General features: G+C 52.0%; 15 protein-coding genes. 8 read left to right on the forward strand and 7 right to left on the reverse strand.

Annotated elements, in window-relative coordinates:
- Positions 1-44 precede the first annotated feature (44 nt).
- On the reverse strand, positions 45-416 hold the full coding sequence (locus BV494_RS05960; RefSeq protein WP_104922019.1) for a YebF family protein: 372 nt from the start codon (positions 414-416) through the stop codon (positions 45-47).
- Between the two features lie 215 nt (positions 417-631).
- Here BV494_RS05960 and BV494_RS05965 point away from each other — a divergent pair, with 215 nt between their 5' ends.
- Together BV494_RS05965 and BV494_RS05970 are read left to right on the forward strand one after the other, a co-directional pair.
- Positions 632-1,507, forward strand: coding sequence for an NAD(P)-dependent oxidoreductase (locus BV494_RS05965; RefSeq protein WP_104922020.1), 876 nt, complete (start codon positions 632-634; stop codon positions 1,505-1,507).
- A 159-nt stretch (positions 1,508-1,666) separates the two neighbouring features.
- Positions 1,667-2,680: an isopenicillin N synthase family dioxygenase gene (locus BV494_RS05970; protein WP_104922021.1), complete on the forward strand. Its 1,014-nt coding sequence runs from the start codon at positions 1,667-1,669 to the stop codon at positions 2,678-2,680.
- A 50-nt stretch (positions 2,681-2,730) separates the two neighbouring features.
- On the opposite strand, the gene BV494_RS05975 is transcribed toward BV494_RS05970, so the two are convergent.
- Together BV494_RS05975 and BV494_RS05980 are read right to left on the reverse strand one after the other, a co-directional pair.
- A complete protein-coding gene (locus BV494_RS05975) occupies positions 2,731-3,189 on the reverse strand; it encodes a MarR family winged helix-turn-helix transcriptional regulator (protein WP_104922022.1) in 459 nt (152 codons plus the stop codon).
- Between the two features lie 153 nt (positions 3,190-3,342).
- Positions 3,343-4,410 (reverse strand): FAD-binding protein, encoded by a 1,068-nt coding sequence (locus BV494_RS05980; RefSeq protein ID WP_104922023.1) that lies wholly within the window; start codon positions 4,408-4,410, stop codon positions 3,343-3,345.
- A gap of 115 nt (positions 4,411-4,525) precedes the next feature.
- On the opposite strand from BV494_RS05980, the gene BV494_RS05985 reads away from it, so the two are divergent.
- The 3 genes from BV494_RS05985 (at position 4,526) to BV494_RS05995 (ending at position 6,353) form a co-directional block, all read left to right on the forward strand.
- Positions 4,526-4,936, forward strand: coding sequence for a VOC family protein (locus BV494_RS05985; protein ID WP_104922024.1), 411 nt, complete (start codon positions 4,526-4,528; stop codon positions 4,934-4,936).
- 322 nt (positions 4,937-5,258) lie between these two features.
- Entirely contained in the window at positions 5,259-5,864 is a 606-nt protein-coding gene (locus BV494_RS05990) for a transglycosylase SLT domain-containing protein (protein ID WP_104922025.1), read from the forward strand.
- Between the two features lie 126 nt (positions 5,865-5,990).
- The gene (locus tag BV494_RS05995) at positions 5,991-6,353 is read left to right on the forward strand and encodes a cupin domain-containing protein (protein ID WP_104922026.1); all 363 of its coding nucleotides are present in this window, start codon (positions 5,991-5,993) and stop codon (positions 6,351-6,353) included.
- A 192-nt stretch (positions 6,354-6,545) separates the two neighbouring features.
- On the opposite strand, the gene BV494_RS06000 is transcribed toward BV494_RS05995, so the two are convergent.
- Positions 6,546-7,154, reverse strand: coding sequence for a class I SAM-dependent DNA methyltransferase (locus BV494_RS06000; protein WP_104922027.1), 609 nt, complete (start codon positions 7,152-7,154; stop codon positions 6,546-6,548).
- A gap of 203 nt (positions 7,155-7,357) precedes the next feature.
- Here BV494_RS06000 and yqfB point away from each other — a divergent pair, with 203 nt between their 5' ends.
- Complete coding sequence (gene yqfB, locus BV494_RS06005; RefSeq protein ID WP_104922028.1) at positions 7,358-7,666, forward strand: N(4)-acetylcytidine aminohydrolase; 309 nt, start codon at positions 7,358-7,360, stop codon at positions 7,664-7,666.
- A gap of 56 nt (positions 7,667-7,722) precedes the next feature.
- Here the strand turns inward: yqfB and BV494_RS06010 are convergent, their stop codons facing one another.
- The gene (locus BV494_RS06010; protein WP_104922029.1) at positions 7,723-8,364 is read right to left on the reverse strand and encodes an HD domain-containing protein; all 642 of its coding nucleotides are present in this window, start codon (positions 8,362-8,364) and stop codon (positions 7,723-7,725) included.
- A 115-nt stretch (positions 8,365-8,479) separates the two neighbouring features.
- Between BV494_RS06010 and BV494_RS06015 the strand changes: the two genes are divergently transcribed.
- Positions 8,480-9,439: a GlxA family transcriptional regulator gene (locus BV494_RS06015; protein ID WP_104922030.1), complete on the forward strand. Its 960-nt coding sequence runs from the start codon at positions 8,480-8,482 to the stop codon at positions 9,437-9,439.
- Between the two features lie 26 nt (positions 9,440-9,465).
- Here the strand turns inward: BV494_RS06015 and BV494_RS06020 are convergent, their stop codons facing one another.
- Positions 9,466-10,047, reverse strand: coding sequence for a DNA-3-methyladenine glycosylase I (locus BV494_RS06020; protein ID WP_104922031.1), 582 nt, complete (start codon positions 10,045-10,047; stop codon positions 9,466-9,468).
- A 176-nt stretch (positions 10,048-10,223) separates the two neighbouring features.
- Between BV494_RS06020 and tus the strand changes: the two genes are divergently transcribed.
- Positions 10,224-11,159: a DNA replication terminus site-binding protein gene (gene tus / locus BV494_RS06025; protein ID WP_104922032.1), complete on the forward strand. Its 936-nt coding sequence runs from the start codon at positions 10,224-10,226 to the stop codon at positions 11,157-11,159.
- An 89-nt stretch (positions 11,160-11,248) separates the two neighbouring features.
- Here tus and fumC read toward each other — a convergent pair whose 3' ends face one another.
- The gene (fumC, locus tag BV494_RS06030; RefSeq protein ID WP_104922033.1) at positions 11,249-12,646 is read right to left on the reverse strand and encodes a class II fumarate hydratase; all 1,398 of its coding nucleotides are present in this window, start codon (positions 12,644-12,646) and stop codon (positions 11,249-11,251) included.
- Positions 12,647-12,797: the final 151 nt, after the last annotated feature.

The following is a 12,797-nucleotide window of genomic DNA, read 5'->3' on the forward strand; positions in this document are numbered from 1 at the left end:
GGACTGACGGTATCCTCCCCGGTGAAGGGGAGGAAAAGCGGGCATTATTCGACGGTAGAATATTTCACGTAATGGTTTGAGCAGTTGAAGTGCGCCACATAACCCAGTGTGCCGTTTGGCCCTTTGGCGCTGAACGGAATGTGGTAAGTACCTTTATCTTCTTTTACATCATCGCTGATGAAATTCAACACCGGCACGGATGTGCCCATATTGTCTTTATCATTGCCCCAGTTGGGAATACGGTTTTGCATGTAATCGCGGGTCACGGTGTCGATGGCGTTATCTTTGGTGATGGTGCTGCACGCGCCTTCGGTAGTGCGCTGCATCCACCACGGATACACATAGACCGAGCCCAACATCAGCACCATCAGGGCGAAAATGACGGAAATGATCCCGATTAGAACGACTTTACTCATAGTGCTGCGACTCCTGAAAATTCTCAGTCAAATCAGAGTTGCCGGGGCATTTTTGTTAAACCCCGGCACGAAAGCGCGTATGTTACGCCACTTCGCCAACAGAGGTTAAGTATTATAAGCCCTTCTGTTGCATCTGGTTACAGAAGCCAGTTCCGCCGCAGAGTCTGCGATGATAGCCTTTTGAATACACTTAACGTTTGCACAAGGAATAAAACATGAGTCAGCAACCTGTAGTCGCGGTGCTCGGTTTGGGGGCGATGGGACATGCATTTGCCGCCAATCTGCTTAAAAAAGGTTTCACCACCCGCGTGTGGAACCGGACAGCATCGCGTGGTGACGATCTGGTGAATGCAGGCGCGCAACGCGGCCAGACACCGCGTGAAACCGCAGAAGGTGCCGATGTGGTGATTACCATGCTGTCTGATGGCAAAACGTCTCTGGAGGTTTATCAGGGCGACAACGGCCTTCTGGCCGGGCTTAAGCAGGGCGGAATTATCGCGCAGATGGGCACGCTGGGCGTCGATGCGACAGAATCCCTGATTGCGCTGATTAAAGCACAGCGCCCGGACGTGGTGTTCTTTGATGCGCCGGTTTCTGGCACCAAAGCGCCCGCAGAACAGGCGCAAATTGTGGTGCTGGCCAGCGGTGATCGCGAGGCGGGCGCGGCCGTTGAAAAGGTGTTTGCCGCGATTTCCAAAGCGACGAAATGGCTGGGGGAAGCCGGTCGCGCCTCTAAAATGAAGCTGGTGGTTAACGCGTGGCTGATTGCCATGATGGAAGGCATCGCAGAAAGTACCCAACTGGCCGAAGAACTGGGCTTTACGCCGGATGACCTGTGGGACGTGCTTGATGGCGGTCCGCTGGCTGCGCCGTACATCAAAGGCAAAATGGCGATGTTCAAAAGCGGTGATTATACCCCGCAGATGCAGCTGACCTGGGCGCTGAAAGACATCAATCTGGCGATAGATGCAGGCAGTAAGCTTGATCTGCCGGTGATGAAGCGTATCAGTGAAACCTGGCAGGCCGCCGTCGAGGGTGGTTATGGCGATCAGGATCTGGCGGTGGTTTACCGTTATCTCGGTTCCCGCTAACCGGCATGGTCCACGGAAGGACCCGTTATAACTGATTAATATCCCCCGCAGTTTGTTCATAACCGCGAAGCATAAACCAGATTATCTGGCTATTGGTCGCCCGCTCCGGCGCTGTGATAGCGTTGATGATTATCAGCAATCATCACGGCGGAGCAAGCAATGAGCCAGACTTCAACAACTATCCCTTTGGTCGATTTCAGCCAGTTTTCCGGTACGCCAGAAGATCGTGAAGCGTTTTTGTCGCAGCTGCGCTATGCCGCCCGCGAAATTGGATTCTTCTATCTGAAAAATCACGGTGTGGATGCCACGTTGCTTAATGACGTGCAGCGCGTGGCGCGGAAATTCTTTGCCTTGCCGGAAGAAGAAAAACTGGCCGTCGCTATGATCAATTCTCCGCATTTTCGCGGCTATAACCGAGCGGCATCAGAAATCACACGCGGTCAGCCGGACTGGCGCGAACAGTTTGATCTCGGAGCCGAACGGCCAAAATTGCCGGTGAGCGGAGAAACGCCGGCCTGGGCGAGATTGCAGGGGCCTAATCAGTGGCCGGAAGCGTTGCCCGAATTACGCCCGCTGTTGCTGCGCTGGCAGAGAGAAATGACGGCGATGTCGCTGCGTTTATTACGCGCTTTTGCGCTGGCGCTGAGACTGCCGGAAGACGCCTTTGACCCGCTTTATGGCGAAAAACCCAACGAACACATCAAGCTGATTCGCTATCCGGGGCGCGCGGCTGGCGCGGGAAATCAGGGCGTCGGCGCGCATAAAGATTCGGGATTCCTGAGCTTTTTATTGCAGGACGAACAGCGTGGTTTGCAGGTCGAAGTGGAAGAAAATGAGTGGGTGGACGCGCTGCCGGTCGCAGACACGCTGGTGGTGAATATCGGCGAACTGCTGGAGCTTGCGACCAACGGTTACTTGCGTGCGACAGTTCACCGCGTGGTGTCTCCGCCTGCCGAAGGCGAAAGGCTGTCGCTGGCCTTTTTCCTCGGCGCGCAACTGGATGCCGTGGTGCCGTTATTCCCGCTGCCGCCGGAACTGGCGAAAGAAGCCCGTGGCGATGCCAGCGATCCGCTTAATCCGCTATTCCGCGATGTCGGGTTTAACTATCTTAAAGGGCGGCTGCGTTCTCATCCGGACGTCGCGCAGCGGTATTACGCCGATATTGTCACGTAAGCTGATTCACTCAGATGAAAAGCAAAGAAACCGGGGAGGGGAAAACGCCACTAAAGCGCGGCGATATTGGCGGTGATGCAGGCGAGAACGTCGCGGGCGACATCAATATCTTTATCCGGAATGCCTTCCATAACGCGGATCAAAATGTCATCGGTCATGCTGCGAACCTGATTGGCGAGCTCAGTTCCGGCTTCTGTCAGCTTAATGTCTTTCGAGCGGCGGTCTGAATCTCCGGGGCAGCGTTCCAGCAAACCCAGCTCGGAAAGGCTGTCAAACAGGCGGATGGCGGTCGGATGCTCAACTTCCAGCAGGGCGGTGAGCTCTCCCTGAGGCAGACGGCCTTTGGCAGCTTCGAGGTGCAACAGTACTTGTCCCCTGGCGAGTGTCAGCCCAATCGTTTTGAAACGGGCATCACAATAAGTGCGTAACTGACGGCCGATGTGAAGGGTTTCCGGGAGGAAACGAAGCCTGGGGACAGAGGCTTCCGGGCGGCGGCGTAAAGTGGTCAAAGATTCCTCACAGTCGGGCGTAAGCAGGTTTTCAGTGATGTAAGATTAGCACGATCAGCAACATTCGGCCTAAATCTCAGGGCTTCATTAACATTTTTGAGACAACAGGAAAACCTCCATCCTGTTACCTCAAAAACGGCGGAGGGTTAGATTTTATTTCTGTGTGGTCATGTCGACATGTGAAATCTTGCTTCTCATGATCAGCCCGCGCAACAGCGGAGACGTCAGAATTGCCGCTTTGACAATCTTGCCGAACAATTTCAGGCGGAGTTTAAGCGTCCCTTTCTGATAAGCCCGGTGCGGGAAAGCGTGTTCCGCGTTGAGGATTTTGCTCAGGATCTCAGCGCTGTCAAACGCGTAACTGATACCTTCCAGAGAACTGGCGCTGATGAAACCGGCGGCTTCGCCAATCAGGAAAACATTGTCTTTGCCGCAGCGGAAATCGGTCATTTTCGACGGGCAGAGCACGATACATTTCTCGGTTTTAACCACGTCGCCGAACGTGAAGGAATAAGGCTCCAGCCGGGTTTTCAGCGTTTCAAATTGCTGATTGCCGTTCTTCATCGCAAATGCGCCGCCCAGAATGAAATACCCATCCTTGGACATACTCCACGCATAGCAGTCCGTTACCGCATTATCAAAAATGCAGGAGTAAAACGGCACCGGGTGTTTATCGACAAACCATTGTTGTATCGAGAGATATTTGCGGATTTCATGATCAGGATAGAGCATACGGCGCAGCATAGAGTTTGCGCCGTCAGCACCCACCACATATTTCACCACAGCCTCCTGTTCAGTGCCGCTATCAGTAAAACGAAGGTGATAAAGGCCATCATCGCGGCGGGTTATTTTGCGGCACAGGCTGTCATGCCTGATATCAACGCTGGCGGGAATCAGTGTTTTAAGCCACAAATCGAACCGGTGACGATTGATATTCACGTAAGTACGTTGATAATTACGAATGAGCCGGGTCTGCAAATCATAGGTTTTTACGCTAAATATCTGCGGATCGGCCAATACTGATGTGGGAAGATTGACACCAAACCGAACAAACGAGCGCTGTGCATCGGTTGCCAGTAAACCGCCACACGGTTTCTGAAAACCTTCCTCACCGCATTGCTGTTTTTTGTCGAGGGCCAGAACTTTCAAACCCGGTTTGAGCAGCCTGGCGAGTGTTGCACCGGCAGGGCCTAAGCCAATAATTGCTATATCGTAATCCATCGGGGGCTCATCATCCCTGAGAGAAAAAAAGAGTATACGCGTTACGCCTGCCTGTCGAGAAGCCTGTAAAAGACTGTTTGTGGGATTTTTATTATCAATAGCACTGGAGCAAATTATGCAACCTGTCATCAATATGATTACGCTCGGCGTGAAAGACTTAGCCGTCGCCACGGAGTTTTATCAGAACGGTCTGGGGTTCCCCAAAGTGGTTATTGACTCTGACGGTGTGAGTTTTTTTGAACTGGCAGGGGCGTGGTTGTCACTGTTCCCGTGGGATGAGCTGGCCAAAGATGCTGAACTCAGCCCTAAAGGTGAGGGATTTCGCGGAATGGCGCTGGCGCAGACCGTTGCCAGTGAAGCCAAAGTAGACGCGGTATTGGCGCAGGCAGTGAAAGCGGGCGGTAAGCTGATCAAACCAGGGCAGAAAGTATTCTGGGGCGGATATTCCGGTTACTTCGCCGATCCGGACGGACATCTGTGGGAAATAGCCTATAACCCGTTTATGAAAATAGGGCCGCAGGAATAACGCGTTTCGTTCAAAATGCAGCTATTTAGTTACAACATACAATTTATTATTCAACACAAGGTGTCTGTCTGTAGCATAAGTAAAAACACCGCCTGGCTGCGGTGTCTGATTATACTGTCTGGCAGGAAAGAAGGGGCTATAAACCTCTTTTTTCCCATCAGCATGGCCAGAATTTTCAACAGTTTGCCGCCGACATCCTGCATGGAAATCGCATCAACAAAAGACACGTAAAACGTGAAAAAATTGAATTAAACCATGATACTCAGGGACGTTAAGAGTATCTTGTCAGCGTCCAAAATGGCGTATTCCACCGTGAGATTTCATGAATTCATTACTCAAACAGCCGTCACGGATCAGCCTCTTGATCATGCTGATGATTCTGGCGGGTTGCTCAAGCAAAACGCATTATAAAAAATACGATACCCACGCTTATGACGATGAAATTGAAGATGCGGCGGATAATTACAAAGTCGACCGGAAACTGATTAAAGCAATCATTCAGGTTGAGTCCAGCTACAATCCCGACGCTGTCAGCCCGTCGAATGCCATTGGCCTGATGCAACTTAAAGCCTCGACCAGCGGCTGCGATGCTTACCGGTATAAAGGCAAACGCGGTTGTCCGAGTGACCGCCAGTTGCGTGACCCGGAAACCAATATTGACTTAGGTACGGCATATCTCAGCGGATTACAGCATCAGCAATTAAACTGGATTAACGATCCGCTGACGCGTCGATATGCCACGGAAGTGGCTTACGCCAACGGTGCCGGCGCTTTGTTGCGAACGTTCTCCTCAAACCGCCAGACCGCGATTCAGATGATCAACCAGCTGTCGCCGGAAGCCTTTAACTGGCATGTCCGTCAGTATCATCCGGCACCGCAGGCGCCGAGATATATGGCGAAGGTCGAGAAGGTTTATGCCGGGTTATAGCCAAAACCGGCCAAAATGAAGAATGCGCTACGTGAATTTTTCAGCATTATGGTACTGCCAGAAATTTAGAATTCACGTAGCGTTGTCATTTTGCACCGGCTGAAATCCGCAGAAAGGAGAGTCCGCATGCTGTCTAATTTGTTCGCCGGTTTACCGGAAACTGCCAGTGCGCAGGAAAATGAATCCTTCGACGTGCTGTTAAACATGCCGGGTGTTCGTATCGAAAGAATTGTTTCGACCGGCCAGGCAAGTCCGCCAGATTTCTGGTATTGCCAGACACAAGGCGAGTGGGTCACGGTTTTGCAAGGCTCAGCCGCATTACGATTTGAAAACGAAACGCAGGCGCGGGTCATGCACGCTGGTGATTGCACCAACATTCCGGCGTTATGCAAACACCGGGTGGAATGGACAGCCGCAAATGAAATCACCATCTGGCTGGCCGTGCATTATGGCGATATTGAAGATCACTGTGCAGACGGAGAGTCATGAAGAAGGAACGAAATGGCAGGAGAGAAGGTTGTTTGACGGTGAGTTCATTACGGGTAATCGCATTTAACATAATATACATTATGCGCACTTAATCCGGTATTACATTATGTTAAGTATCAGCACGCCATTGCTTGAAATCTGCCAGCCTCATATCCTTTCATACCGGCAGCTTTCACCACTTCACTTAATATCTCAGCCTTTGAACTGTGCCAGCCAGATGGTATGTCCTGCACATGTCGGGTCTTCGGCAACCATCTTCACTTCCCTGAAACCATGTGCATCAAACAGCGCGCGGTATTCTTCCGGAGCCAGACTTGCATGATAAAGATCTTCTCCTTCGAATGTGCCAATTGCTTCGCCGTTGCCCGGACCGCTGGTGAACATCAATGCTGCACCAGGATTTGCATGTTGCTCAAAGATGGCAAACATGGCGCGCTGATCATCACGCGTCAGATGGAAAAAGCTGTCCCAGGCAATCAGCCCGTCGAACTTCTCGTTCAGCGATAACGAACGCATATCGGCAACCTGCCAGCGCTGTTCCGGGAAACGTTCACGGCAAATGGAAATCATCGGCTCTGAAGCATCGACGCCTGTCACTGAAAAATGACGTTCTACAAAATATTCCGCGATGGGTTTTCCTGCCCCGCAGCCAATGTCCAGAATGCGGCCTTCTGACGGGATCAGTGACAGAAAACTGTCCAGCCACGCCTGCTCGAATCGCTGGTCTTTGCGTAATTTATCCCAGATATCAGCATGTCGCTGATACAGTGAAATGATATTTTTCGCCGAAATATCGTCCATTTTCTTTCCTTTCTGACCTTTATTTGATCGCGCTACATGAATTCTGAGTGTCTCACGCGACCTCAGCGTCTGTCAGCGAAAGATTTGAATTTGTTCGTAATTCATCACTTTTTTATCATATTTATCAATGCGTTTGTTGATTTTACCGGCATGCTTCGTATGATGTGGCGTTGAAGACTTTACTTAGCCCTGAGGGATAACATCTGATGAAAGACATCACTTTTTACGGTCGTTTCGAGGCCGATATTCTCGCCGGGCGCAAAACGATCACGCTCCGTGAAGCCAGCGATGCTGATTTTGAGGCGGGCGACCGTGTTCACGTAAGTCGTTATGAAGACAACGTTTTCTTCTGCAATATCGAGATTATCGACGTTACGCCGGTACAGTTTGACGAGCTGAATGACGCCCATGCCGTGCAGGAAAACATGACATTACCTGAGCTGAAACAGGTGATCAGCGAGATTTATCCGGGTCTGAAATCACTGTTTATGATCGAGTTTCGGCTGGCCTGACTGTTTTATACGGGAGTAAAACGCACCGGCATTTTGACCGGTGCGCCCTTTTCTTCTTACCCCTGCCAGCGGGATCCGCGGATCACCGAACAGAAATTGCCTCTGATGAAATCGGGTTCTTTGTCGGCGATGACGTCCGCTTTCACGTTGCCAAATGTGGTTTGCGGTCTGTTTTTGATGCCATCATAAAATGCCTGAATGATGTCTTCTTTAAATGCCGGTGTCCGCGGATGCGCATCCACAACGGCATTTCGCACAACGTCTTCGTAGCCCTGATAATTAATCCCGAGAACGTCCATTTCCACACCCGCTGTCACCAGCGCAATGACCGGATCCATAAATTCAGGGATCCCCGGCGTAGTGTGCAAGGCAATCGCGGTCCAGACTTTATCAATATCCTGCGTGCTGACGCCGTGTTGCTGCATGAATTTGCGGGCCGCGTTTGCGCCGTCCACTTCAAAGCGTTTATCGCAGCTACAATTTTCGTGGGTCAGCCCCATGTCGTGGAACATACAGCCGATATACAGCAATTCGTGATCGACTTTCAGCTGACGTTGCTGACCGGCAAGCGCCGCCCAGTAATACACACGGCTGGAATGATGAAACAGTAAATCGGTTTCTGTATCGCGCACCAGTTCGGTGGCTTCGCGCGCCATTTTGCTGTCGGGAATGCGGATACCCTGAATGTTCAGACTCATAATATTTCTCCGGTGGGGTTGAATGAGTCCAGAATAAGCTTCACTATGAATGTCATCAATCGTCGTAATGTGATGATTAAGGACATAACCGCATTCTGCGACAGGAAATCATCTCATGCCCAAACACATCATCATTCTGGCCGTGCCCGGCGTTCAGTTGCTGGATGTCTCCGGCCCGCTGGACGTTTTCGCTGAGGCAAATCAGCAACGCGGGCGTGAGGTGTATAAACTCAGCGTGATGGCCGTGGCCGATCCGATCGTTGTTTCATCTTCCGGCGCCCGTCTGCTGGCCGATCTGACACTCGACGCCCCGCTTCCCTACGTGCTTGACACCTTCCTGGTTGCCGGTGCGCCGGTGCTCGACAGCTTCATTTCAGACGAAAAGCTGCATGCAAATATTTGCCGGTGGAGCCATCACGCACAGCGTTTCGGTTCGGTTTGCAGCGGCGCGATGCTGCTTGCGGCCGCCGGATTAATCAACGGGCGTCGCGTCACCACACACTGGACTGTCGCGGAACGGCTTCATCAGGAATATCCACAGGTAACCGTAGAAGCTGACGCCATTTTTATTGCCGATGCTGAACTGCGCACTGCAGCTGGCGTAACCTCCGGGCTGGATTTGGCATTAAATATGGTAGAGGAAGATCTCGGGCGGGAAACGGCACTCGACGTTGCCGCGCAGCTGGTGATGTTTTTCAAACGCCCCGGCGGCCAGTTACAATTTAGCCGCCATGGGCAGGCTTCGTTAAGCGGGCGTTCTGCTTTGCAGGACGTTCAGCGCTGGGTGCTGAATTCTCTGGATCAGCCGCATAATGTGCAAAGTCTCGCCACACATATGGGGATCAGCGCCCGCCACATGACCCGTTTATTCAATCAGGAACTGAACCAGTCACCGGCCGAATGGCTTGAACAGCAGCGTGTATTTCACGCGCGTCAGCTGCTGGAAACTGGCGAGCTGGGGGTGAAACAAATCGCGGCGGAATGCGGATTTTCCAGCGTCGATATCCTGCGACGGGCGTTTGTCAGACAACTTTTCGTGACACCGTCACAATATCAAAAAAACCATAGTCATTGATATTTTTGTCTATAAATCAACTGACTTCAGGTTTCTTTCGCAACCTGAGCGCGACGAAAGCAGTCCGGATGATGCGTATTGATCAGGCCCGTCGCTTCCATCCAGGCATAAACAATCGTCGGGCCGACGAAGGTAAATCCCCTCTTCTTCAGATCTTTCGAAATCCGTTCTGACAGTGCATCTTTCGTGGGAACCGGGCCGGTATGTTGAATGGCCTGACCGCCAATTTGCCCCCAAATCCAGTCACCAAACTCTTCGCCTGACGCCTGCATGGCCAGATACGCACGGGCATTTTTAATCACTGCGGTGATCTTGCTGCGCGAGCGGATAATGGCGGCGTCATTGACCAATCTCTCGATATCTTCTTCAGTAAATTCAGCCACTTTCTGCGGGTCGAAATGGTAAAATGCCTGCCGCAAAGCCTCGCGTTTTTTCAGTACAATCCGCCACGATAAGCCCGCCTGGAAACCGTCCAGCATCAGCTTTTCCCATAAGGCACGACTGTCGCGGACGGGTTTTCCCCATTCGCGATCGTGGTAATCGCGCATCATCGGGTCATTATCGCCCCACGGGCAACGTGGTAAATCATCAGGAAATTCAGAGTTCATGGCAGCCCTTATGGCGATGTGAGGAGCAAGCTTACGATAAAGCCACGCCGGTTTAAACCGGCCCTTTTTCCCTGCTTAACGGCATTAATTCCGATATTGATTAAAAAACTGAAGGTCAGGTGTGCACGGTTTTTAATTATGGCATAAACTGTATGTTGTAACTAACTGGAGGGTTTATGGCGGATTATGATTTAATTGCCCGGATGAACGGTTGTTTTAACGAACTGGAACTGGCTTTGCACGATCTGGGGAATTTCCTGAATCAGCTGGAATTATTGCAGGCCAGAGTGTTTGCTTTGCCAGAGATTGCCAAAGGCGAAGAACATAATCCTGCGGATAAAATTCAGGTGACGCCTTTCACCGGAGAAGCCGCTCACCAACTGGCGTTACAGCATTTTCAGCGTCTGTTCATCCATCACAACAACGAGAATGTGAGCAGTAAATCTGCCGTCCGTCTGCCCGGCGTGCTGTGTTATGCGGTGGATGAAGCCGAGCATCAGTCCGCCCTGCTGCTGATTGAAGAAGTGAACAAATTAAAGGCCGAGCTGGAGCATATTGTGACCGTGGAATCAGGTCTTGCCCGCGAGCAGCGCTTCGAATTTGTTCATACTCACCTGCGCGGGCTGATTACGTTAAACGCTTACCGCTCGGTCAACTTTCTGAATGACCCGGATTCCGTGCGGTTTGGCTGGGCAAATAAACACATCATTAAAAACGTCACGCGTGATGAAGTGCTGGCCCAGCTGGAAAAAAGCCTGAACGCCGGGCGCGCGGTTTCGCCGTACACCCGCGAACAGTGGATGGAAAATATTAACCGCGAGATGAATGACGTTAAGCGCCTGCCTGAACATGCGGCGCTGAAATTTAAACGTCCGGTGAAAGTCCAGCCGATTGCGCGTGTGTGGTACCGCAACAGTCAGAAGCAGGTGCAACATCCCTGCCCGCTGCCGCTGATTGCGCTGTGTCTGCGCTCGCCGGTAATGCAGGTGCCAAAACTCGGGGAATTGCAGGATTACGATGCGTCGTCGGTGAAACACAAATACAAGCCAAAATCACAGCCGCTCAGCCTGCTGATCAAACGTCTTCATTTATATACCGACTATCCGTTATAAACACCGTTATAGAACGCGGCGCACAAAAAAGGTCCGGACATCCGGACCTCATTTTACGTTTTAATTCTTACTCTTTTCGCCGGAAACGATCAGCTTTTCATGCTGCCCACCATGTCTTCCGGACGCACCCACTCATCAAACTGTTCTTCCGTCAGATAACCGAGTTTCAGGGCTGAGCCTTTCAGCGTCAGGCCTTCGTGGTGCGCTTTTTTGGCAATTTCTGCCGCTTTGTCGTAACCGATATGCGTATTCAGCGCGGTCACCAGCATCAGCGATTCGTTGAGCAACTGCGAAATACGGTCACGGTTTGGCTCGATGCCTACCGCACAATGCTCGTTAAAGCCGCGCAGACCGTCAGCCAGCAGACGAACCGATTGCAGGAAGTTGTGGATCACCAGCGGACGGAACACGTTCAGCTCGAAGTTACCGGAAGCGCCGCCGATATTCACCGCCACGTCGTTACCCAGCACCTGCGCGCACAGCATAGTCATTGCTTCGCACTGCGTCGGGTTCACTTTACCCGGCATGATGGAACTGCCCGGTTCGTTTTCCGGAATGGAAATCTCGCCGATGCCGCAACGCGGGCCGGATGACAACCAGCGCACATCGTTGGCAATTTTCATCAGCGACGCGGCCAAACCTTTCAGTGCGCCGTGCCCGTGAACCAGCGCATCGCAAGTCGCCAGCGCTTCAAATTTATTCGGTGACGTCACGAACGGTTGTTGGGTCAGATCGGCCAGCGCTTTTGCCACGCGAACGGCATATTCCGGATGCGTATTCAAACCGGTACCGACTGCGGTGCCGCCCAGCGCCAGTTCGGCGATATGCGGAATGCTGTTTTCGATGTGCTTAAGGTTATGTTCCAGCATCGCTACCCAGCCGGAAATCTCCTGGCCCAGCGTCAGCGGCGTGGCATCCTGAAGGTGCGTACGGCCAATTTTAACGATATCGCGAAACGCTTCGGCCTTAGCCTGAAGGGTTTTGTGCAACACGTTCAGTTCAGGGATCAGCTTTTCGCGCAGCTCAGTCACCGCCGCCACGTGCATGGCCGTCGGGAAGACATCGTTCGAGCTTTGGCTTTTATTCACGTCATCGTTCGGATGGACTTTTCGCCCTTCGCCGCGCTCGCCACCGAGGATTTCACTCGCCCGGTTGGCCAGCACTTCGTTCATGTTCATGTTGGTCTGGGTGCCGGAACCGGTCTGCCAGATTGAAAGCGGGAATTCTGCGGTGTGTTTGTCGGCCAGCACTTCGTCTGCCGCCGCAATGATGGCGTTGCCACGCTCTGCGGGTAACAAACCCAGATCGATATTCACACTGGCCGCTGCACGTTTTGTCTGTGCCAGCGCGTGGATCAGGGCCACCGGCATTTTTTCCGAGGAAATGCGAAAGTGTTCAAGCGAACGTTGTGTCTGTGCGCCCCAAAGCTTATCTGCCGGAACTTCGATAGGCCCCATTGAGTCTTTTTCAATGCGAGTCGCTGCCATTACAGTCTCCTTAATGATAATTATGGTTTTTTTGCAGGTTTTTGAGTGCCGGATGCGGTCCCAGGCATTCACTGACGATGCATCGATTATAGTGTCATATAAGGCAGACGTATAACTCCAATCGATCCCGACTCCGAGTTTTCACGTCAAC

Source organism: Rahnella sikkimica, from assembly GCF_002951615.1.
GTDB classification, from domain to species: domain Bacteria; phylum Pseudomonadota; class Gammaproteobacteria; order Enterobacterales; family Enterobacteriaceae; genus Rahnella; species Rahnella sikkimica.